We start from the raw sequence: 22,257 nt of genomic DNA on the forward strand, positions 1-22,257 counted from the left end.
TCATGCCGGACAATTTCAGCACCATTCCCGCCCGTAAGGGCACCGCCGCCCGTCTGAAAGCGGGACAATCCGTAATCGTCCGGAACACGCACGGCGAACAGGTCGTCGACACCTGGGCATTCAATGCGGACGATCTCTCGGAATTCATGTCGATGGAGCACACGCGAGCACGCCTCCTGAAGCTGATACCCGCCGTGGGCGATGCTCTACTGACGAACCACCGCAGGCCGATCCTGACACTCATCGAGGACACGTCGGGCGGAATCCACGACATGCTCATGGCGGCCTGCGACCGCTATCGCTACGAGCAGCTCGGCCATGTCGGACATCACGATAGCTGCACCGACAATCTGCACGATGCCCTCCACGCGATCGGCCTGGAATCGCCAGAGGTACCGAGCCCGCTCAACCTGTTCATGAACGTCCCGGTATCCGCCGACGGCGCGCTCAGCTTCGCCGCTCCGCCATCGAAGCCCGGCGGCTCAGTAACCTTGCGGGCTGAGATGGACTGCGTTGTCGTCTTCTCCTCGTGTCCGCAGGACATGCTTCCCGTGAATGGCGTGAACTGCACGCCAACAGATGCTCACTTCTCGGTCGTCTGATGTCCCGGCCGATCCATCTTCACATCGAGAACAATCGCGCGCTCGGCCCGGTCTTCGAGGCGACGCCGGAGCGGATCGCCCAGGCCTGCGCGAGACATCCGGACTTGTCGGATCTCAGGATTACCGTTGGATACGATGGCGACGTCTTCGCCTGCGAGATGCAGACTGCTGACGTGCTGATGGGTTGGCGCTTCGACAAGGCGCTGGCTCAAAGCGCGCCTAACCTGCGCTGGGTCCATGCTCACGGAGCCGGTGTGAACCATTTAATGCCGCTGGACTGGCTGCCCTCGGGGGCAGTGCTGACCAATAGCCGCGGCGTACATGGCGAGAAGGCCGACGAATACACGATCATGGCGCTGCTCATGCTCAACAACCGGGTTCCGGAGAGCATGACGAACCAGCGCAATGCGCGCTGGGATCAGGTGTTCAGTTCTTCAATCGTCGGCAAGACCGTCCTGATCATCGGGGTTGGCCATATCGGTGGCGGCGCCGCGAAATGGGCCGACCGTTTCGGCCTCAAGGTCATAGGCATCCGCCGGAGCGGAGAGCCGCATCCACATGTCCATGAGATGCATCGGCCCGAAGCGTTGAGGACATTGCTGCCCCGTGCCGATTTCGTTCTGATGACGACGCCGTCGACAGGCGCGACCAAGCAGCTTCTCGGCCGGGACGAACTCGCATTGATGAAGGACGGCGCAGGCCTCGTGAACTACAGCCGCGCGGATCTCGTCGATTACGACGCGCTCAGCGCCGAGTTGGAGCAAGGGCGCCTCACGGCTGTTCTCGACGTCTTCGACCCCGAGCCCCTGCCCCCATCGTCGCCGCTCTGGAGTGTGCGCAACCTGATCATCACGCCTCATTGCTCGTCGGACGACGCCGAGCAGTACACGCCAAAAACGCTCGATCTCGTTTTTCGCAACCTGGTGAATCTTCGGTCCGGACAACCCCTGCTGAATGTCGTGGACCCTCAGCTGCAGTACTAAAGCGGGTTGTTAGGCATCTCGGCTGAATGACCGAAGACGTCGCCGACCACGGGGCTTGGGCATGCAGTTCGTCAGAGCGGCCTGGCTGGCTTGCCGGAAAGCCGGCTGGCTGGCTTGGCCCTCGCCTGCCGAAGCAGACCCGCAAAGCCTGTCCGCAGCTCTGGCGATCCGCTCGTCTCACGCGATGAGACTGCGCTCGACCAGATCATGGACGCGGCGGAACGCAGACTCGGCGCCGGCAACGAGGCGGGTTTCTTCCGGCGCTGTCAGCTCGACCGCATCGAGAGCGGCCGTGAACGTACGCCAGTGGATGCCCCGTCCGGCTGGGCTGGGCGCCAGATGTCGCGCGCCGAAAGTCTCCGACAGGCCGAGGCGTTCCGCTTCCTTCAGCAGGAAGGCCGCGCCGAGGTTAGAGCCCTCCGCGACGTAGAGCCAGCCGAGCGCGCTCGGAATGTCGGCCTGGACGTCGAATACCGGCGAACCATTGTCAGCGGGCGGAGCCAGACCGAGATCGTCGACGTCCTGCTCGATCAGGGGGAGCCTTCGCCGCCCAGCGAGATCAGGCAGCAGCGCGTCCAGCGAGGCATTCGAATAGAGCGCGTCCACATCGCGATGGAAGGCCCGCTGCACTAGGACGAACAGGCCGTACCGCTCGCGGCTCTCGAATGCCCGCGCACCCATGATGCGGCGGTCCAGTGTGTCGTGAGTATCATGGGTCAGCGCCCTCAGCCGCTGCCAGCGTCCGCCGATATCGGTCGCGATGTTCATTCCGCCCCCACCCGTTCGGCCGCGAAAATGGCCGTTCATCCTTAGGACGATTCAAAACTCGATTTACGGACATCGGTCGCAAATTTTTTTGCTGCCGCGATTCCTCCCGGAACGCCCGCGCGATCTGATCGCCGAGCGGCTTCATGAGATAGGACAGCGCGGTTCTTTCGCCCGTCTGGATGAAAGCCTCCGCTGGCATTCCGGGAACGAGCGTGAGCTTGCCGAGCCTCGCCAACTCGGCGGCTATCACCGTTATCCTGACCGCGAAATAGGAAAGACCGGTCCTCTCCTCCTCGGTCAAATCGGCGGCGATGCGGCTGACTTCTCCGTTGAGCTCCGGCGTCACGCGCTGGTTGAAAGCCGACATCCTCAGCACCGTGGGCTGGCCGAGTTCGATCTGGTCGCAGGATCCGTGCTTCCAGCATGAGCCTGTCGCTGTCGGGCACGATGAGCATGATCGTGTCGCCGGGCGAGATCACGCCCCCGACCGTATGGACGGCGAGCTGGTGGACCATGCCGCCCTGCGGCGCGACGAGATCGATCCGCTTCAGCTGATCCTCCGCCGCGACCTCGCTCCGCAGATCCTGATCTATCTGGATGATCTGCAGCTTTGATGTACGCCGACGCGGTCTCCAAGTCTTACCCCATTGAAGAACAACCTTTTCATAGGCTCGAACGGCGCTGCCGGTGATCTTCCTCGTCGGTCATTCGGATGAGCTTTCCGCTCGAATGCTTCGGATCGGGTCCTCCCTGATGAAAGCTCCGCCTTGCGCCGGAGCGAAGATCACTCTGCTGGAGGAAACATGCTTTTCCTGATGATGGCGTGAACGCCCCAATTGCCGTCCGCCACCTGCGTCACGCCGAAATCGACCCCCACCGAAATCAGCGAAACCGCCTCGTCTTCGTCGAGGCCGTAATGCTCCATCAGGAACTTGCGCGCGGTGCGGAACGCGCTTTTCAGCGCCCGGTCCAGCGATGACTTCTTGAACACTTCCGACTGCGCGTTGCGGCCAAGTTCGCGGAGATAGTTGGGATAGGAGAAGCCGTGGACGATCCAGGCGTCCGGCGTCTCCAGCAGCGGGCTCGACAGGCCGTTGAGGAAGGGCTTTCCGGTCTCGTTGCGCTTGTGCAGCACCACGCGGATGTCACCCGTGAGCGAGCATTCGAGCGCGGTACCGCTGATCTCCCCGTCGCCCTGCGCCAGATGCGGATCGCCGATCGACAGCAGCGCGCCCGGCACCGCGACCGGCAGATAGACCGAGCTACCCTTGCCCGCCCGCCAGTTGTCAACATTGCCGCCGAAATAGCCGGGCGGCACCGAATCCACGATGTCCGCCTCGCGCGGCGCCACCGCGATAAAGCCGAAATGCGGGCGGATCGGGATGCGCATTCCCGCCATCACGCCGTGCCGCTCCCGCACCTTCGAGCGATCGATCGGCACGCCCGGATAGTCGATCGTCTCGTGCACCACGCCGAACGGATCGGTCTGCGCCACCCAGCGATAGCTGTAGACGGGCTCGGCGAACCCGGACGAGCCATCGACCTCGGTGCGGTAGATCGTGACGATCTCGCGGGTGCGCGGACCGTCCAGCATGTCGTCGTAATGGTAACCCCAGGCGGCGGCGACATTGCTGCCGAACGCATAGCCGGCGAATTCCGGGTTGGCGCAGGGACGCGGCCGGAGATCGAGGATCTGCACCTCCAGAACGTCGCCCGGCTCGGCGCCGTGGACGTAGATCGGCCCGGTGCAGATATGGACGCCGAACCCCTCGCCTGCGCCGCGGCCGAAGATCGTCGCGTTCATCGGCCCCGCGCCGCGCCGATCGACCGCCTTGTAGTCGCGCGTCCAGGCGAAGACGCTTTCCACGCCCGCATCGCCCGCGATCATCCGCGCATGGTCGTCATACGAGTGCTGCGTCAGCGTCTCGACGGTGATTTCCGAGTTCGGCCGGACGCGCAGGACCGGCGGAATCGAGCGGCTGAGATAGCCCCAATGGACGGTGTCGCGCGACACCGCGAGATGATGCCGCTCCGGCGTGCTCGGCGGCAGCGGCGACGGTCGAGACAGCGCCGCGACCGGTGCTTCCTCGATCGGCGGAGCAGCCGGCCTCGTTCCCGGCCTCGACCCGGTATGCAGCGGCCGGCCGCGCGTCCATCGGGTCGCGCTCAGCTCCGGGGCCGATTTGCGGAATTCACGCGGCGAGGCGCCATACGCCGTGCTGAACACCCGGCTGAAATGCGCCTGGTCGGGAAAGCCCCAGCGGAAGGCGATCTCGGCGATGCTGCGGTCGGCATGCTGCGGGTTGACGAGGTCGAGCCGGCAATGCTCCAGCCGGCGGTGGCGGACATAGTCCGAGAACGAGCGGTCGTGGCCCTCGAACAGGCGCTGGATGTAGCGCGGGGACAGCCCTTCTTCCCTGGCGATATCGGCGACCGACAGGTCCGGGTCGCGCAGCCGCGCCTCGACCACGGCGCAGACACGGGCGAAATGACCGGCCTGCACCTGCGTCGCGCTGTCCTCCTCCGGCCGCGCTTCGGCCAAGAGCGAGGACAGGACGAGTTCGGTGATCGCGATCTCGCTCGCGATCAGGTCACCGTCCTCGGCCATCGCGAAATTGCTGGCGAGCGCCCGCATCACCGGCCGCGCGGCGGTGGCGGCGACGGTCTCCCCGAGCACCGTGCCGGGGATGACCGGCGCGCGTCCCATCCGTCCTGCCATCCGCTCGCGCGGAAGCTGAAGCAGCAGAAGCTCGAAATCGTTCCTGAATTGCAGCGACCACGGCGTTTGGGCATCGCAGACCCACAGGTCGCCGTCGGCGAACTCGCTGACCCGGCGGCCCCCGTCGCCGATATGCCCGCGACCGTACTGGACGAAGCCGATCAGGATGCGGTCGTCCTTGGTCTCCGGCAGCCCGGCAAAATCCTGCGCCGTCGAGCGCAGCAGGGTGGCCGTCGCTCCTGTCGGCACCGAACGGGTTGCGATCTCGCCGAAATCGAAGCCCGCCTCGTCGCGATGGCGGCAGACGATCGACAGCGAACGCAAGGTCGCACGCCATGCTTCCTCCTGCTTGCCGCGGGGAAAGGCGCTGATGGAAACGGGATCGAACGGACGGTTCATCTGACTGCACTCGGAGAAGCTGCCACTTTGCCTAGCAGGCTCCGTGCCATCTTGACGAACCGCGCACAAAAATTTGCCTAAACCCGCCGCAGAGCGGCGTCGGTCGCGCGCCAATCAGCGATAAGATATTGAACTGATTGTTCTTTTTAGAACAAGAAAGTGAATCCAGCGCCGACCTCTCTTGGCCGATACGGATTGCGGCGGACGAGAGAGCCTGCAAGACTTCTTGCACATCGACGAGGCAGGGGCGCCTCGCCGGGCACCAATACAGAACTCAGGGCGCATCCCGGATGCGCTACCCGAACCGCTGTCCTTCGGACGGCGCGGTCAAACACGTCCTGCTGCGGTCGCAGCATCGCAGAACGAAAGGGATCGAGATGGATCGCCGTAAATTCCTCACCGCGGGTGTCGCGGGAACCGCAACCCTCGCCGCGCCGGCCGTCGCCCGGGCGCAGCAGAGCTTCAACTGGAAGATGACCAATTCCTACGGTCCGGGCTCGCCGTTCTACGTCACCGGCCCCGGCAGCCCGACCTATTTCTGCGAGCTCGTTAAGAATATGTCGGGTGGCCGCCTGAACATCCAGCACTTCGCCGCGGGCGAGCTGATCCCGGCTTTCGAGGGCTTCGACGCCGTCTCAGCCGGCACGGTCGAGATGAACGCCTCGAATTCCTATTTCTGGGCCGGCAAGGTGCCGGCGGCGCAGTTCTTCACCACGGTGCCGTTCGGCCTGAACTTCCAGGGCCACACCGCCTGGATCTACCATGGCGGCGGCCTCGCCCTCTGGGAGGAACTCTACACCCCGTTCAACCTCGTCCCGATGCCGCTCGGCAATACCGGTGTGCAGATGACCGGATGGTTCCGCAAGCCGATCGAGAAGGTCGAGGACTTTAAGGGCCTGAAGATGCGCATCCCCGGCCTCGCCGGTAAGGTCTATGCAAAGCTCGGTGTCGACGTGAAGCTGCTTCCGGGCGGCGAGATATTCCCCGCCCTCGAGCGCGGCGTCATCGACGCGGCGGAGTTCGTCGGCCCGTTCCAGGATCGCCGCCTCGGCCTGCAGAAGGCGGCGAAATACTACTACACGACCGGCTGGCACGAACCGAACAACGTCACCGAGCTGATCGTCAACAAGGCCGCCTGGGACTCGCTTCCGGCCGACCTGAAGGAGATCGTCCGCAGCGCCGCCGCCGCCTGCGTCGTGACGAGTCACACCTGGTGCGAGGCGACCAATTCCGACGCGCTTGACGAACTAGTGGCCAAGGAAGGCGTGATCGCCGGCCCGCTGCCGGGTCCGGTGGTCGAGAAGCTCCGCGAGGTTTCCAAGCAGACGCTTTCCGACCTCGCCGCCAGCGATCCGAAGATCAAGAAGGTTTACGACTCGTTCACCGCCTTCAAGACCAAGCACGACAAGTGGGCCGGCATCTCGGAAGCCGTCTACCAAGAACAGATCCGCGCCTGATCCATCATGGTCGAGACATTGGAAAAGTGGGCCCACGGCCTCGACGCAATCGTCGAGGTCTCGGGCCGAATCGCCGCTTGGTCCGGCTTCGCGCTGGTCGTGGTGATGGCGACGAACGTCCTGCTTCGCTACCTGTTCCACACCGGATCGGTCGCGATGCAGGAGCTCGAATGGCACCTGATGTCGCCGCTGACGCTGCTCTGCATCGCCTATACGATCAAGCATGAAGGCCACGTCCAGGTCGACATCTTCTACGGCTATCTGCCGCGCCTGGTTCAGCACGCGATCAATCTGTTCTCGGCGCTGTCGATCCTGACGATCTCGCTGATCATCGTGAAGCTCTCGCTGCCCTACGTCATGCAGTCGTGGCGCATCGGCGAGGGCTCGCCCGACCCGGGTGGCCTTCCCTACCGCTTCATCCTCAAGGCGCTCATTCCCGCCGGCTTCGTGCTTCTCGCGCTGCAGAGCCTGGCCTGGGTTCTGCGCACGGTTCAACCCTTCTTCGGCGGCTCGGACGCAACGTCCGGCGGCACGGTGAGCATCAATGCCGTGGAATGAAATTCTGGCCCTCGGCTGTATCGCGTCCTTCTTCGTCCTTTTGTTCGTCGGCGTTCCGGTCGCGCTGACGCTCGCGATCTCGGGATTCTTCTTTGGCTGGCTCGGCTTCGGCACCGGCCTTTTCAACCTCCTGCCGGCGCGCATCTACGGCGTCACCGCGAATTACACGCTGATCGCGATCCCGCTCTTCGTCTTCATGGGCGTGATGCTCGAGAAATCGCGAATGGCGGACGAGCTGATGGAGGTCATCGGCCATCTGTCCGGCAGCCTGCGCGGTGGCATGGGCCTCGGAATCGTGCTCGTCGGCGTGCTGATGGGAGCGACCACCGGCATCGTCGGCGCTACCATCGTCACCCTCGGCCTGCTTACGTTGCCGACGCTGCTCCGCCGCGGCTACGACAAAAGCCTCGCCTGCGGGACGATCTGCGCTTCGGGCACGCTCGGCCAGCTCATTCCGCCGAGTACGATCCTCATCCTCCTGGCCGACATCCTCGGCGAATCCGTCGGCACGCTCTTCGCCGCCACCGTCCTTCCCGGCCTGCTGCTCTCGGCGATCTTCTGCGCCTGGATCATCGCCTCCGGCATCATCTGGCCGGAAAAGGTGCCACCGATCCCGCTGGAAGAACGCCAGGCGATGCCGCGCAAGGAGCTTTGGCTCAAGGTGCTGAAGGTCGGCCTGCCGCCGATCGCGCTCGTCGTCGCCGTGCTCGGCTCGATCATCGGCGGCATTGCGGCCCCCACCGAGGCCGCCAGCATGGGCGCCGTCGGTTCGATACTCGTCGCCGCCGTCGCTGGCCGGCTAACGCTCAAGACGCTGGTCGAGACAGTGAACTCCACCGCGCGCATCACTGCGATGATGTTCTTCATCCTTATCTGCTCGCAGGTCTTCGCGCTCTCCTTCCGCGGCCTCGGCGGCGAGCGTCTGGTGCACGACATGTTCAGCATGGTTCCGGGCGGCACGAACGGCATCCTCATCTTCATGCTGGCGATCCATCTTCGTGCTCGGCTTCTTCATCGAATGGATCGAGATCAGCTACATCGTGGTGCCGATGTTCCTGCCGCTGATGCAGTCGGCTGGCGTCGACCTCGTCTGGGCCGCGGCGTTGATCGCGACGATTCTCCAGACTTCTTTCCTCACCCCACCGTTCGGCTGGGCATTGTTCTACCTGCGCGGCGTGGCGCCTCCCGAGGTCTCCACGCTCGACATCTACAAAGGCGTCGTGCCGTTCATCGTGTTGCAGCTGATCGCGCTGACCCTCGTATTCGCCTTCCCCGGCCTTGCCACATGGCTCCCCGAAGCCATCGGCTGGTAGAACCAAGATGCTGAACACGGTTCGCGCCCGGCGGGGCATGGTCACCTCGCCGCATCACCTGGCGAGCGAGGCCGGGCTTCGCATCCTTCGCGATGGCGGCAATGCCATCGAGGCGACTGTCGCGATGGCGGCGGCTTTGGCGGTGGTCTATCCGCATATGAACGGGATCGGCGGCGACGGCTTCTGGCTGATTGCCGCCCCCGGACAGGAGCCCGTGGCCGTCGAGGCCTGCGGACAGGCAGCGGCGCTGGCCGACGTTTCGTACTATCGTGAACGCGGCTTCGCGAGCATTCCGACGCGCGGTCCGCTCGCGGCGAACACCGTGGCGGCGACGGTCTCAGGCTGGGGTGAGGCGCTCCGCATCTCGTCCGGACACGGCGGCGCGCTGCCTCTGTCTAGACTCGTGGAAGATGCCGTCTGGTATGCCGACGAGGGTTTTCCGGTCACCGCGAGCCAGAACGAGCTGACTGTCTCGAAACTCGGCGAACTGCGGGACGTGCCGGGCTTCGTCGATGCCTTCCTGGCCGGCGGTAGCGCGCCTGCGACCGGCGAAACGCTCAAATCGCCGGCGCTCGCCAGAACACTCCACCGTATCGGCCGCGACGGCGTCGACGACTTTTACACCGGAGCCCTGGCGCGCGAGATCGCGGCTGATCTTGAGACCAGTGGCTCACCGGTTCGCGGGGAAGACCTGGAGCGGCATCGGGCCCGCAGTCGTGCGCCGCTGTCGATGAAGCTGCCCGGCGCGACGCTCTACAATTTCCCGCCGCCGACACAGGGCCTGTCCTCGCTGATGATCCTCGGCATCTTCAGCAGGCTTGGCGTGCGGGACGCGGACGGCTTTTCCCATATCCACGGGCTCGTCGAGGCCACCAAGCAGGCATTCCTCGTCCGTGATCGCATCATCGGCGATCCCGATGCGATGGCCCATGCGCCCGATGCTTTTCTTGATGGCTCGGTTCTGGATTCGCTCGCCCATAAGATCGACCCCGGCCGTGCCCTGCCCTGGCCCGCGCCACCCTTGGCCGGCGACACTGTCTGGCTCGGCGCGATCGACAAGGACGGTATCTCCGCGAGCTTCATCCAGAGCATCTTCTTCGAATTCGGCTCAGGTCTCGTCCTGCCGCAGACCGGCGTGCTCTGGCAGAACAGGGGGGCCAGCTTCGTCCTCTCGGACGACAACAATCCCCGCGCGCTCAGGCCGGGCCGCCGCCCGTTTCACACGCTCAATCCCGCCTTCGCCCGGTTCGACGATGGCCGCGACATGGTCTACGGAACGATGGGTGGCGAGGGCCAACCGCAAACACAGGCGGCGATCTTCAGTCGCTACGCGATGTTCGGCCAGGAATTGCAGACGGCAGTCACCGCTCCGCGCTGGCTGCTCGGCCGGACTTGGGGCGAGGAGAGCGTCACCTTGAAGCTGGAGAACCGCTTTTCTCCGGATATGATCTCAGAGCTTCGCGCTGCCGGTCACAACGTCGAAGTGCTGGACGAATTTACATCGACGATGGGGCACGCTGGCGCCATCGTCAGGCAAAAGTCCGGCCTGCTCGAGGGTGCAGCCGATCCCCGAAGCGACGGCGCAGCAAACGGCTTTTGATCCTTTGGCGCGCCTCTCCTCACCGCACGCTGTCTCCGCTCAAGCCGAGGCGGTTGTCCGGTCGAAGACGGCCGATGCCAGCGCTTCGACGAGAGCACCTTCGACTTTGCCACCGGTCGCCAATGTGCGGAGCACGTCGATCGCCGCGGCCGGCGGTAGCGGCTCCTTGTAGGAGCGCCGTTCAATCAGCGCGGCGTAAATGTCGCAAACCGTCAGAATTCGGGTCATGTCCGGTATCTGATGGCCGCTCAGGCCGTCCGGATAGCCGCTGCCGTCTAGAGCCTCGTGGTGATGCCGGACCGCATGCAGGATGTCCGGTCGGATCACGGTCGACGACAGATAGCGGGATCCGACCTCGGGATGGGACTTGATGATCTTGAGTTCGGCGTCGGTCAGCTTCCCCGGCTTGTCGAGCAGCGCCACCGGGATGGTCGCCTTTCCGATATCATGGAGCATGCCCGCCATGGTCAGCGCCACGACATCCGCGCGCCTCATGCCGAGTGACTGTCCGAACATGGTCGCCACGCTCGTGACCAGGAGACAGTGCTGGAAGGTGCTCACGTGGTGCTTGCGTATATTGTCCAACCATTTCTCCTGGCCGAATTCCGGAATCGCAGCACCGATGTCGCCGCAGGCCCGAAGCGCGCCCTCGACGTCGAGCTTCGCGCCCGTCGAAATGCCGTCGAACATCGACGTCAGCGCGCTGGCGGCGCCCTTGATCGACCGATCGATCTCGACCTGTCGCCGGTCGCGCTTTCGTTGTGTCGTCCCGATCAGCTCCTGAATGCAGTAGTTGAGTTCCCGCATCCTGATGGGACGGTTGATCAGTGCGGTGGCGCCGAGGCTGTTTGCCTGGATCCGCGCCCGAAAGCTTTTCAGATCGACGGAGAAAACCCGCTTCTTCGGCAGAACGGGATTTAGGCTCTGGATGATCGCAATGTTTTCTCTGGACAGGGCGACATCGAACACCACCGCCTGCGGCGATCCGAAATCGTATCGCGCGCATTTTTCGTCGGCGATGTCGACGAAGTCCGCGTCCTGCAAGTCATAGACAGGAGACGACACCGTATCGTCGCCGACGACGATAACCGCCGCGACTTTGTCGTGGTGACCAGCCGCCAGGTCCTGGGATCGCAGCATTGTCGGATCACCTATGCGGTCCTCACCTTTTTCGAGCGAGTGGCCGCTTAGTCATTCTCCCTTTAGTTGTAGATTGATTGTCCTCAATTAACGCGCGGTTAACGGATGAAATGCCACGTGGACGGCGTCGCACACGCCGGTCGAGTATCAGGCCTAATCTCTGATCCGCTTGACGAAAACCTGTTCGACGTGATGTTGGGCGACGAAGATCACGAGTTCGGCCGCGAGTGAGGCAGGCATCGGCACCGCTTCGACGATGAGATCGCCCGCTTCGGTCATCGCCTCCCCCTCCGCTGGGTCCGCAAGGACCGCAACCAGATCAATTTCGCCCGGGGTCTCGCCGGCTTCAAGCACGACCCAGAGGCTCGGCTGACCGCTCGCGAGATTGTCGCGATAATTACCGCTCTCAACCGAGTGGAACTCGACCTCGGCATAACCGGCGAAGAGGCTCAGGACGCCCGCTTCGTTCTTCAACACGGTACCGATCGGGATCTCGGGCGGCTCGACCAGCACTTGGGACACGCGCCAGGAATAGTCAGCCCATTGGGTAACCGCCGGATGCCGCTCGACGATGACCCCCACCTTAAAAGCCACTGACGCCATCAGCTCGCCTCCGCCAGCGGCAGACCGGTGATGAGGTTTTGCGGCTTGAGCCGGATCGTCTTGTCGGGTGCAGTCGCCAGGAACAGCCAGACCGGTCGTCCTGCGATTTCGGATCGCGCGACGGTGCTTTCCTCAAAGGACAGGCGAAACAGCCCGACAATCCGGTCGAGAGCGTCATCGCCGACCTCGTGGCCGCGCCACAGCGCATTGCCGATGCGGGTCGCCTCGGCATCGAGGCCGACGAACCACGCCCAGTCGGTGTCTTCCGCCTTCGCAACGGGTTCGATGGAGACGCGGATACCGAGCAGATGGGCGATCCATATCTCCAGAGCGCGGGCGAGCCCTGCCCTGCCCTCCGTGCCGGCGAAGCTCAGGACCATGTCGAAGGCGTCGCTCCGTTCGAAATACCCGTCGGCGTTCGATGCCTCCAGAACGTCGAGATCGGTCACTGCCGGCCCGGCGAACATCTGCAGCAATGGCGAGTTCGCACGCTGGCCCTCATGCTCCTCAATGATTTCCTGATCGGCCAGCAGCAAGCTTTCCTCGTGGACGCTCGCACGCTGGGGACGGAAAAACAGCTCGGATGCCCTGACGATGTGCGGGTCCTCGCAGCCGTCCAAGGCATTGCGGAGAACGACCTGGGTGAGTTGGTTCAAGAACAGCGACGGCGTTCCGGACAGATCACCCCGCACCAGATTGAGATAGGCTGCCTCGAGCGTCGGCTCGGATATCAGCCGGTCGCGAAAAGTGAGCATGACCCGCCAATTCTCGCGCGCGTCCTCGTCGTCGAGTGCATCGATCTCGGAAGCGGACACCTTTCGCCGCGGCTCGGCAAGAAGGCTCGAATGTAGCGCCCGTTCCGCAGCGCAGGCGTCATCAGGCGGAACGAGTTCCGGCCGCGCCAGATAGGCCTTCAGAAATTCATCGGTGACGACCAGCCGGCCGTTTTCGTCATGGTCGAGCAGATGATGGCCGGACGATATCCAGAAGTCCTTCATTTCAAATCTGCCTTCGACAAGGTGGCGAGATCGACGTGTTCGATGATCTCGTCGGTTTCGTCCTCGACGATTACGAAAGCCTGGGTCGGCTTGGTGATGTCATCGCGCTTGTGGAGGGTGCGGAAGCGTTCGCGTATCCCCTCCGGCTCCGTCGAGCGCTGGACGGCAAGGAGCGTGTTGACGGGATGGTCGCAAAGAGAGGATGCGAAGGCGATCTCCTCGGCTGCCGCGGCGCGGGCCGCTTCGAAACTCGGCGCCCCAAGATGATCCACCAACTGCACGGCAAGGCGATCGATCGCGCCCTTCAGTTCGTCCTCCGTGGCATCGCTGACCACCCCCAGGGTCGACCAGCCGAAGCTCTCGATGCCGAGCAGGCCCGCGCGGAAGGCCTGCCGGTCCTTCCCCGTGAGTTCGTTCGTGTCGACGTCCCAGAACCGGAATGCGCCGGAGACAGCCCATTCACCGGGCTGCGCCGCCAGTGGGAAGACGAACTCGTCGGACGGGTCGAGCCGAATTGTCCGGGGAAGTTTCAGGGCCATGGCGCGCCTGTCTCAGGATCGTGCCACGACGGCCTGGCCAGGGCATCGCGGAGACTGCCCGCCTGCCCGTCCAGATCGCCGTCATCCGCGATCCGAATCGTCTTCTTTGCGGCCCGGTCGAGCCAAAACCGCCGAACCGTCGAGAAACCTTCGGTATTCCAATCGTCCATCGCCCTGAGAAGATAACGACTAAAGCCGTCGATTACAGTGGCTGGACTCAGTTCCTCGAAACCCTGTTCGTCCAAACCTCCTAGAAGCGGCTGTAATCCGGCCTCCCCGGCGCGCATCACGACGGTGCGGATCATGATGCCGACGACGAGCCAATCGGGCACGTCGTCTTCGCTCGACTGGGGCCAGGCCATCTGCAGGCCTCCGACGAGAGCGTCGTCGACACGGATCGCGTCTGGCCAATCGAGCGTAATCGGATGTTCTGGAGGGGCATGGACGGACAAGGCATCGGCGAGAGCATTGCCGCAGATATAGATCGCCCGCCGCGAAAGCCGGAGCGGCTCGTCCGGTTCTAGGACGATCGCGAACTCGGCGATGTCGAACCGCCGTGTCCAGACGATCGTCCCTGCTCCGCTCTCCGCCGCGATGTTCTGGGCGTGGCGGAATGCATCTCCGACCTCCCGGAGAGCGATCAGCGAGAACGGCGGCGGCAGGATCAGTTCTTGGTTGCTCACGTCACGCCAACACTGGTTGCGCTGATCTATAGAAGTTCTAATCTATAACCAATTCGGGCGAGGAAGACCCGCTGGAGAAAGCGAATGGCCGAAAGGCCTACCGAGTCCCCCAAGACGATAGCACTGGCGGCAATCGCGGCTGAACCTTCACCCTCGGTGCCCATGATCCCGCTGCAAAGCGATGGCGTGGTGTTGATCTATGGCAGCGACGGCCGGGCGATTCTCGCGGGACAGGAGCTCGCCGGTCGTCTCGACGTCACGGTTCTGATCGATTCCTCCGAACCGTTCGATGTGCCTCCCGGACTGGTGTTTCCAGTGGCGCGCGGCCGGATCGTCTCGGCGCGAGGTCATTTCGGCGCCTATGAACTCACGGTAGACGGCTATTCAGCTCCGCAGGCAGGCGTGGATGGAGCGATCGTCCTCGGCGCCCGCCGCGACGGCGCGGTGTCCCGTTGCGACCTGATCCTGGATATCTCGGCTCGACCGGCGCTTTTTCCGGCGCACGAGGCGCGAGAGGGATATTTCAAGGTCGATTCGGCGAACCCGGAACGTCTAGCCCTGGCGCTGGAGGATGCGGGCGAACTCGTCGGCGAGTTCGATAAGCCCCGCTACATCACCTTCAACGAAGACATCTGCGCCCATTCCCGCTCGACGATCAAAGGCTGCACAAGGTGCTTGGACGTCTGCGCCATGCAGGCGATCGAGCCGGCGGGGGATCATGTCGAAATCGACGCCTATGTCTGCGCCGGCTGCGGCAACTGCGCGGCCGTCTGCCCGACGGGCGCCGCATCCTACACCCTGCCGACGGTCGACAACCTGCTGGGCACACTCCGCACTCTGCTGATGTCCTATCGCGAGGCCGGCGGACGCGACGCGATCGTGCTGTTCCATGACGGCTATCACGGCGCGCCGCTCGTCGAGCAAGTCGACCTTCCCGCCAACGTGCTCCCGTTCGCCGTGAACGAGATCAAGCAATTGGGCGTCGAGGCGTTCGCCGCCGTTCTCGCCTACGGTGCATCGTCCGTTCGTGTGATCGCGCGGAGGGCTCCGAAAAACGGTATCGTCGCGCTGTCTGGCACGATCGTAACGGCCAATACGCTGGCGGCAGCTCTTGGCTATGGGGCCGATGCCTGCGGCTTGTTCAATGTGGATACACCGGACGATCTCGCGACTGCGCTGGAGCTTTCGCCGGTAGGCGTTCCCTCTCCCAACCCGTCGACATTCACTCCAAGCGGCGGGAAACGCAGCGTGCTGGAGCTGTCTCTACGCATGCTCCATCGGGTGGCCCCGTCGCCGATCGATGTCGTGCCCCTTCCGAAAGGTGCTCCCTTCGGGACGCTGGCGATCAACACCGAGGGCTGCACCCTTTGCCTGTCCTGCGTGTCCGCCTGTCCGACCGGCGCGCTTTCCGCGAGCGAGGAGCGGCCGTCGCTGCGTTTCCAGGAAAGTGCCTGCGTCCAGTGCGGCCTCTGCGCCGCGACATGTCCGGAACAGGTGATCGCCCTCGAACCGCGCCTGGACTTCACCGCCTGGAATGCGCCTCGCCGCGTGATCAAGGAAGAAGAGCCGTTCTGCTGCATCCAATGCGCAAAGCCTTTCGGCACCAAGAGCACGATCGAACGGATCATCGCCAAGCTCGAATCCAAGCACTGGATGTTCTCGGGCGAGAATGCGCGCAGGCTCGACGCGATCAAGATGTGTGAGAACTGCCGGGTCGAAGCCGCTCTGAACGAGGGCTTCGATCCCTATGCCGGCGCGGGAAGACCGAAACCCCGCACCGCCGACGACTATCTGTCCGCAGATAACGGCGAGTGATTGTTCCCCGACAAGAGCGCGGAGCGCACGCCGATCCGGGGCCCAGCGTCCAAGTGCGCCGCAGGCGCTCTATAGTAAAGGGCTTTCGCCAGTATGCGCTGGGTCCCGGTTCTCGGGATCCAGCTTTGCTGCACCCAGACCGGGATATGTCACTTCGTCACGCGCTCCAGAAATCTCACCAAGGCCTCGCGGTCTTCGGGACGGTTGACCGTCTGCTCCGGCATCTTCGTCCCAGGCGTATAGGCATGGGGGCCGAGCTCGAAGAGTTTCGCGACCGTCTCCGGTGTCCAAATGATGTCCAGGGTCCGGAAAGCCTCCGAATACGGATAGCCGGGAACCGATGCGATGCGGCGTCCCATAATCCCATAGAGGGTGGGACCGGCGCGGAGGCCCTCGTCCGGGCGGAGCGTGTGGCAGGCAACGCAGGCTCTAAAGACCTGGGCGCCGGGATCGTCGGCGTAACCGGCGAGAGGATCCGGCGGGTTTCCGGCGACCAGCGGTCCGATAGTCTCTCCGGTTGCAGCGTTCCAACGGCGGATAATCCGGTCGCCGCCTCCTGTCAGAAGCTCGTCGCCATTCGGCAAGAAAGCCAGCGACCAGACCGGAATACCGGGGCCGACGAGCGTCCGTTCGATCTCCAGTCTGTCCGCTGAGAGGATCGCCGAAACCCCGCCGATCACTGCGGAAGCATACCGACGAGTGCCGATCGCGATGGAGATCACCGGCGTTGAGCCGATTTCAATTTCTTTCATCTCTTTGGTAGTCAGGTCGACTACGCGAAGGCGGCCGTCAGCGCCACCGACAGCCACACGGCCATCGGGAAGCACCGCCAGCGTGTTGAGCGGCGCCGGGAACCTCATGATCTCCGGCGTGTTCGTCTCGGACCATATCCGCAGAGACGCGTCGTATCCGGCGGAGGCGACCCGGCTATCCGGAAGAAAGCCGACGCCGTTCACGTTACCCTGATGGCCCTCCAGGACCTGAGCGCCGCCGCCCTCGAGCGGCCAGACCCTTACGGTTCCGTCCCAGGCGGCGGAGGCGAGCCTGCGGCCGTCCGGCGATACCGCGAGTGCGGCGATCGGAGCGGTATGTCCCTCCAAGACGATCTCTGGCACAGAAGGCCCCGGTTTCCAGATCGCGATCCGGGCGTCCTCGCCGGCAGTGACGTAGCGGCCGTCCGGAAGGATCGCCACGGCGTTCACCGAGCCGTTGTGAAACTGAAGAACGCTTTGAGCCGCGCCGCGCTCGAGCGACCAGACGATCGCGGTCGAATCGAAGCTGCCGGAAATCGCCATCTTGCCGTCGCTGGACACCGCGAGCGCACGAACCGGACCGCCATGGCCGCGCAATTCCTGGGCTTGGGCGGCGAAGGCAGAAATCAGAAACAGTCCGGCGATAATGGCGCGGCGCATCGAGGCAGTGAAAGGCAATCGAAGCGCCGAGTGCAAGCTTGCAATCCGGGTGGGCTGCGCAAAGATGGTCTGCATGAGCGATAACTTCCTCTCCCGGTGGTCGCGGCGGAAGCTGGCTAATGCCGAGCCGAGCACGCCGAACGAGCCCACGGCCGAAATCGCAGACGTGGAGATCGCGGCTGAAGCGGCTGAGCCGGTTCCGGCAGAAACCGCGATAACGGAGGAAGAGATAGCGGCCCTACCGCCGATAGAGGAGCTTCACGCCGGCTCGGACATTGCCGGCTTTCTCCGGAAAGGGGTTCCGCTGGTCCTGAAGAATGCCGCGCTACGTCGAATGTGGACGGTGGACCCGTCGATTCGCGATTTCGTCGGCGAAGCACGCGACTATTCGTGGGACTGGAATATTCCCGGCGGTGTCCCCGTTTCGGGTCCGTTGAGCCCGACGACCGATGTTCAGAGCATGCTTCGCCGCATCATCGGCGAAGAAGACGCTTCCCAGGCGGAGATGCCCGAAATCGCCAAACACACGGCCGAAAAAACGGTCGAGCAAGCGCCGCCCGCTCCGACTGCTCACAGGTGTCCGGCAATGCCCGCTCCGGAGCGGGAAATGGCTCGGGAAGAGACAGTCGAGGAAACGGAGGCGGAAGCGCCCCGCCCACGTCGTCATGGCAGTGCCCTGCCCACTTAAAATTTCTGTTTTTCACCCTAGAACTAGTAAAAAGACAGCTTGCAGCGTGCTGTAAGCGCGGTATGATTGGTGTCAACTATCGGTCGATAGCCAGTCCTTATCAGGTCGGGAATGGAAGACGGTAGACTGCCAATGTCCGAGACAACGGACAGAGTGGAAGATCAGGGAATGGCCGAGCAGCGGCCCACCCATGACGACCTTCTGCGTGCGCACGAATACAGCCTCCTTGCCGTCCTTCTGAGCCGCGCTCCGAGCGACGAGGTGCTTGCGCAGCTCGCCAAGATTACCGGCGGCCCAAGTCCGCTTGGCCTCGCCCACATCGCTCTCGCCGATGCCGCTCGAACGGCCGACCCCGGCGCGCTCCAGCGTGAGTATTTCAGGCTTTTCATCGGAGTCGGACGCGGCGAGCTCGTACCGTTCTGCTCGTTCTATCTGACCGGCTTCTTGCAGGAACGGCCGCTAGCTCGTCTGCGCGCCGACATGGCCGCGCTGGGCATCGAGCGATCGCCCGACCTGCGTGAGCCCGAGGATCACATCGCCGTCGTCTGCGAGACCATGGCCGGCCTTATTCTGGGCCGGTTCGGGACGCCGGCCGAGTCCGAAAGTCTGTTCTTCGACAGGCATCTAAAGCCCTGGGCGGCGCGTTTCTTCGCCGACCTCGAAACCGCCGAGGGCGCGGCGTTCTACCGACACGTGGGAGCGATCGGCAGGATGTTCATGGAAATCGAGGCCGAGGCACTCGCCTGGGCCGCGTGACAATGGAATGGACGGCCAACGCCGTCCAAAGGAGAGCACGATGACCAACGACCGCGACGCGCTCGACCGACGCAGCTTCCTGCGTTCCGCGAGCGGGACGGCCACTCTTCTTGCGACCGTGGCGGCAACGACGCCGGTCTTCGTCAGCGAGGCCGAGGCATACGATCCCGGTCAGGACGAGACGAAGTCGAAATATCAGCCCGAAGCGCCGGACGTGCAGGCCTTCTACCGCACCAACGGCTACGAAACCCTGAAAAAGTGAGGCGGCGATGCTGATCAAACGCAAAGCCGGCAAGCCCGGACAAATCCGCTCCTCGAACGCCGCACCGGCGGCGAACGGGATGGACCGCCGCACCTTCCTTCGCAATTCGGGCCTCGCCGCTGGCGGGCTCGCCGCGTTCAGCACGATGATGCCGGGCTCTGTCCGCAAGGCGAATGCGATCGGTGGCGTCCACGAACAGGGCGTGCCGATCACCATCAAGAAGAATGTCTGCACACATTGCTCGGTCGGCTGCACGGTCACCGCCGAAGTGCAGAACGGCGTCTGGACCGGCCAGGAGCCGAGTTGGAACAGCCCGATCAATCGCGGAACCCATTGTGCCAAGGGCGCATCAATCCGCGAAATCGTACATGGCGACAGGCGGCTGAAATATCCGCTGAAGCTCGTCAACGGCGAATGGCAGAAGCTCTCATGGGAACAGGCGATCGACGAGATCGGCGACAAGATGCTGGAGATCCGCCAGAAATCTGGCGCCGATTCCGTTTACCTGCTCGGCTCGGCCAAATTCACCAACGAAGCGGCCTATCTGATGCGGAAGTTCGGCGCTTTCTGGGGCACGAACTCGGTCGACCATCAGGCGCGCATCTGCCACTCGACCACAGTCGCAGGCGTCGCCAACACCTGGGGCTACGGCGCCCAGACGAATTCCTACAACGACATCCGCAATGCCAAGACCATGATCATCATGGGCGGTAATCCGGCGGAAGCGCATCCGATCTCGTTGCAGCACGTCCTGGCGGGCAAGGAGATCAATCGCGCTAACATGATCGTTATCGATCCGCGCTTCACCCGCACCGCCGCGCACGCGACGGAATATGTGCGCCTGCGCGGAGGCACTGACATCCCGGTGATCTGGGGTCTGCTCTGGCACGTCTTCGAGAACGGCTGGGAGGACAAGGAATTCATCAGGAAGCGCGTCTACGGCATGGACGACGTGCGCAAGGAAGTCGCGAAGTGGACGCCAGACGAGGTAGAGCGCGTCTCCGGCGTTCCGGGCGAGCAGCTGAAGCGCATCGCCTATCTATTCACGCATGAGAAACCCTCGACGCTGATCTGGTGCATGGGCGCGACGCAGAAAACGGTCGGCACGGCGAATGTCCGCGCCTACTGCACGTTCCTGCTGGCGACCGGCAATGTCGGGGCGCCGGGCACGGGCGCGAACATCTTCCGCGGCCACACCAATGTTCAGGGAGCCACGGACCTCGGGCTCGATATAACCACCCTGCCCCTCTATTACGGCCTGACAGAGGGCGCCTGGAAGCACTGGGCGCGCGTCTGGGAGGTCGACTACCAATATCTCCAGGACCGCTTCGACGAGGTGCCGGCCAAGGGCGGCCGCAAACCGCGCTCGAAGAAGGAGAACATGGAGACCCCCGGCATCACCTCCACGCGGTGGTTCGATGCGGTCAACCTACCCGCGGACGATGTCGACCAGCGCGACAATCTGAAAGCCATGTTCGTCATGGGTCACGGCGGGAACACCGTCACCCGTATGCCGGAAATGGTGAGGGGCTTGGAAAAGCTCGACCTCCTGGTCGTAGCCGATCCGCACCCGACGACATTCGCGTCGCTGAAGCAGCGCCAGAACGGCACCTATCTCCTGCCGATCTGCACGTCGCTCGAAATGGACGGATCGCGCACCGCATCCAACCGCTCGCTGCAATGGGGCGAGAAGATCGTCGAGCCGGCTTTCGAAAGCCGCAACGACTACGACGTATTGTACGACTTCGCGGTAAAACTCGGTTTTGCCGACAAGATGTTCAAGAACATCAAGGTCGAGAACGGACACGTCTCGGCCGAGGACATTCTTCGCGAGATCAATCGCGGCGGCTGGTCCACCGGTTATTGCGGTCAGTCTCCCGAGCGGCTGAAGGCGCATATGAAATACCAGGACAAGTTCGACCTGGTGACGTTGCGCGCTCCGAAGGATGTTCCAGAGGTCGGCGGCGACTATTACGGCCTGCCTTGGCCATGCTGGGGTAAGCCGGAGGTCCGCCATCCGGGTTCCGCCATCCTCTACAACACCAGCCTTCGGGTGTGGGACGGCGGCGGCTGCTTCCGCGCCCGCTTCGGCGTGGAACGCAACGGCGTGACCTTGCTGGCCGAGGACAGCTATTCCAAGGATTCGGAGCTGACCGATGGTTATCCCGAATTCACCTACGGCATCCTGAAGAAACTCGGCTGGGAGAAGGATCTCACCGCCGAGGAGCGAGCGACGATCTTGAAGATCGGCGGCGACAAGCCGGATGCGGTCAGCTGGGCGGTCGACCTTTCGGGCGGCATCCAACGCGTCTGCATGGATCACAACGTCATCCACTACGGGAACGGCAAGGCTCGCGCCAATGCCTGGAACCTGCCCGACCCGGTGCCGGTGCATCGCGAACCGATCTACACGGCACGGCCGGACCTGGTGGCGAAATATCCGACCCGGCCGGACGGACGGCAGTTCCGGATTCCGAACATCGGGATGACGGTGCAGAAGGCGGCGGTCGATAGCGGCGCGGCGCAGAAGTTCCCGATCATCCTGACCTCCGGACGCCTCGTCGAATACGAAGGCGGCGGCGAGGAGACCCGGTCCAACCGTTGGCTGGCCGAACTGCAGCAGGACATGTTCGTCGAGCTCAACCCGGCGGACGCGACCGACCGCGGCATCAAGGACGGCCAGTGGGTCTGGGTCTCCGGCGCCGAGAACGGTGCCCGGTCGCGGGTGAAGGCGCTCGTTACCGAGCGTGTCGGCAAGGGCGTGGCGTTCATGCCCTTCCACTTCTCCGGCTGGTATCAGGGCGAGGATCTTCGTCCGAACTACCCGCAGGGAACCGACCCGATCGTACTCGGCGAGGCGGTCAATACGCTAACGACCTACGGCTTCGATCCCGTCACTGGCATGCAAGAAGCCAAGGTCACGCTCTGCCAGATCACGGCGGCGTAAGGAGAAAGAACTCAA

At 63.7% G+C, this 22,257-nt stretch carries 19 protein-coding genes and 2 pseudogenes; 12 read left to right on the forward strand and 9 right to left on the reverse strand.

The genetic code is table 11. The features are described 5' to 3' along the window. The first annotated feature begins 2 nt into the window (after positions 1 to 2). Positions 3 to 602, forward strand: coding sequence for a DUF1989 domain-containing protein (locus ACFPFW_RS11760; protein WP_114956203.1), 600 nt, complete (start codon positions 3 to 5; stop codon positions 600 to 602). After that, a complete protein-coding gene (locus ACFPFW_RS11765; protein WP_114956117.1) occupies positions 602 to 1,585 on the forward strand; it encodes an NAD(P)-dependent oxidoreductase in 984 nt (327 codons plus the stop codon). The genes ACFPFW_RS11760 and ACFPFW_RS11765 overlap by 1 nt, the downstream gene beginning before the upstream one ends. 177 nt (positions 1,586 to 1,762) lie before the next feature. Here ACFPFW_RS11765 and ACFPFW_RS11770 read toward each other — a convergent pair whose 3' ends face one another. The 3 genes and pseudogenes from ACFPFW_RS11770 to ACFPFW_RS11780 all read right to left on the reverse strand — a co-directional run bounded on the left by ACFPFW_RS11770 (position 1,763) and on the right by ACFPFW_RS11780 (position 5,471). Next, on the reverse strand, positions 1,763 to 2,353 hold the full coding sequence (locus ACFPFW_RS11770; protein WP_114956116.1) for a biliverdin-producing heme oxygenase: 591 nt from the start codon (positions 2,351 to 2,353) through the stop codon (positions 1,763 to 1,765). Between the two features lie 100 nt (positions 2,354 to 2,453). After that, positions 2,454 to 2,967: pseudogene (locus ACFPFW_RS11775) on the reverse strand (HlyD family type I secretion periplasmic adaptor subunit); the annotation flags it as partial. Between the two features lie 170 nt (positions 2,968 to 3,137). Further along, a complete protein-coding gene (locus ACFPFW_RS11780; RefSeq protein ID WP_114956115.1) occupies positions 3,138 to 5,471 on the reverse strand; it encodes an acetamidase/formamidase family protein in 2,334 nt (777 codons plus the stop codon). A 377-nt stretch (positions 5,472 to 5,848) separates the two neighbouring features. Here ACFPFW_RS11780 and ACFPFW_RS11785 point away from each other — a divergent pair, with 377 nt between their 5' ends. From ACFPFW_RS11785 to ACFPFW_RS11805, 5 genes and pseudogenes are all read left to right on the forward strand, one after another. Next, the gene (locus ACFPFW_RS11785; RefSeq protein WP_114956202.1) at positions 5,849 to 6,928 is read left to right on the forward strand and encodes a TRAP transporter substrate-binding protein; all 1,080 of its coding nucleotides are present in this window, start codon (positions 5,849 to 5,851) and stop codon (positions 6,926 to 6,928) included. Between the two features lie 6 nt (positions 6,929 to 6,934). Next, the gene (locus ACFPFW_RS11790; protein ID WP_114956114.1) at positions 6,935 to 7,486 is read left to right on the forward strand and encodes a TRAP transporter small permease subunit; all 552 of its coding nucleotides are present in this window, start codon (positions 6,935 to 6,937) and stop codon (positions 7,484 to 7,486) included. Beyond that, a pseudogene (locus tag ACFPFW_RS11795) lies at positions 7,473 to 8,417 on the forward strand (TRAP transporter large permease); the annotation flags it as partial. The gene ACFPFW_RS11790 and the pseudogene ACFPFW_RS11795, both read left to right, overlap by 14 nt. Positions 8,418 to 8,535: 118 nt before the next feature. Beyond that, complete coding sequence (locus ACFPFW_RS11800) at positions 8,536 to 8,799, forward strand: TRAP transporter large permease subunit (protein WP_379771475.1); 264 nt, start codon at positions 8,536 to 8,538, stop codon at positions 8,797 to 8,799. 7 nt (positions 8,800 to 8,806) lie between these two features. Beyond that, positions 8,807 to 10,399, forward strand: coding sequence for a gamma-glutamyltransferase family protein (locus ACFPFW_RS11805; RefSeq protein WP_114956113.1), 1,593 nt, complete (start codon positions 8,807 to 8,809; stop codon positions 10,397 to 10,399). A 39-nt stretch (positions 10,400 to 10,438) separates the two neighbouring features. On the opposite strand, the gene ACFPFW_RS11810 is transcribed toward ACFPFW_RS11805, so the two are convergent. The 5 genes from ACFPFW_RS11810 to ACFPFW_RS11830 form a co-directional block, all read right to left on the reverse strand. After that, positions 10,439 to 11,539 (reverse strand): HD-GYP domain-containing protein, encoded by a 1,101-nt coding sequence (locus tag ACFPFW_RS11810; RefSeq protein ID WP_114956112.1) that lies wholly within the window; start codon positions 11,537 to 11,539, stop codon positions 10,439 to 10,441. A 153-nt stretch (positions 11,540 to 11,692) separates the two neighbouring features. Next, positions 11,693 to 12,142, reverse strand: coding sequence for a DUF3305 domain-containing protein (locus ACFPFW_RS11815; protein WP_114956111.1), 450 nt, complete (start codon positions 12,140 to 12,142; stop codon positions 11,693 to 11,695). Then, positions 12,142 to 13,140 (reverse strand): DUF6352 family protein, encoded by a 999-nt coding sequence (locus tag ACFPFW_RS11820; protein WP_114956110.1) that lies wholly within the window; start codon positions 13,138 to 13,140, stop codon positions 12,142 to 12,144. The genes ACFPFW_RS11815 and ACFPFW_RS11820 overlap by 1 nt, the downstream gene beginning before the upstream one ends. Continuing rightward, the gene (locus ACFPFW_RS11825; protein WP_114956109.1) at positions 13,137 to 13,679 is read right to left on the reverse strand and encodes a DUF6505 family protein; all 543 of its coding nucleotides are present in this window, start codon (positions 13,677 to 13,679) and stop codon (positions 13,137 to 13,139) included. Before ACFPFW_RS11825 ends, ACFPFW_RS11820 begins: the two co-directional genes overlap by 4 nt. Next, positions 13,670 to 14,362 (reverse strand): biotin/lipoate--protein ligase family protein, encoded by a 693-nt coding sequence (locus ACFPFW_RS11830; RefSeq protein WP_379770833.1) that lies wholly within the window; start codon positions 14,360 to 14,362, stop codon positions 13,670 to 13,672. The genes ACFPFW_RS11825 and ACFPFW_RS11830 overlap by 10 nt, the downstream gene beginning before the upstream one ends. An 84-nt stretch (positions 14,363 to 14,446) precedes the next feature. On the opposite strand from ACFPFW_RS11830, the gene ACFPFW_RS11835 reads away from it, so the two are divergent. Beyond that, on the forward strand, positions 14,447 to 16,177 hold the full coding sequence (locus ACFPFW_RS11835) for a 4Fe-4S dicluster domain-containing protein (protein ID WP_114956108.1): 1,731 nt from the start codon (positions 14,447 to 14,449) through the stop codon (positions 16,175 to 16,177). A 149-nt stretch (positions 16,178 to 16,326) separates the two neighbouring features. Here ACFPFW_RS11835 and ACFPFW_RS11840 read toward each other — a convergent pair whose 3' ends face one another. Beyond that, the gene (locus ACFPFW_RS11840) at positions 16,327 to 17,589 is read right to left on the reverse strand and encodes a c-type cytochrome (RefSeq protein WP_114956200.1); all 1,263 of its coding nucleotides are present in this window, start codon (positions 17,587 to 17,589) and stop codon (positions 16,327 to 16,329) included. Here ACFPFW_RS11840 and ACFPFW_RS11845 point away from each other — a divergent pair. From ACFPFW_RS11845 to ACFPFW_RS11860, 4 genes are all read left to right on the forward strand, one after another. Continuing rightward, the gene (locus ACFPFW_RS11845; RefSeq protein WP_114956107.1) at positions 17,576 to 18,277 is read left to right on the forward strand and encodes a DUF3306 domain-containing protein; all 702 of its coding nucleotides are present in this window, start codon (positions 17,576 to 17,578) and stop codon (positions 18,275 to 18,277) included. The two genes, ACFPFW_RS11840 and ACFPFW_RS11845, sit on opposite strands and share 14 nt — an antisense overlap. 132 nt (positions 18,278 to 18,409) lie before the next feature. Next, complete coding sequence (locus ACFPFW_RS11850) at positions 18,410 to 19,033, forward strand: TorD/DmsD family molecular chaperone (protein WP_379770838.1); 624 nt, start codon at positions 18,410 to 18,412, stop codon at positions 19,031 to 19,033. A 40-nt stretch (positions 19,034 to 19,073) separates the two neighbouring features. Further along, a complete protein-coding gene (locus ACFPFW_RS11855) occupies positions 19,074 to 19,295 on the forward strand; it encodes a formate dehydrogenase (RefSeq protein WP_114956105.1) in 222 nt (73 codons plus the stop codon). A gap of 7 nt (positions 19,296 to 19,302) precedes the next feature. After that, entirely contained in the window at positions 19,303 to 22,242 is a 2,940-nt protein-coding gene (locus ACFPFW_RS11860) for a formate dehydrogenase subunit alpha (RefSeq protein WP_114956104.1), read from the forward strand. The last annotated feature ends 15 nt before the right edge of the window (positions 22,243 to 22,257 follow it).

It is taken from the genome of Flaviflagellibacter deserti (assembly GCF_042652085.1).
Classification (GTDB): Bacteria; Pseudomonadota; Alphaproteobacteria; order Rhizobiales; family Methylopilaceae; genus Flaviflagellibacter; species Flaviflagellibacter deserti.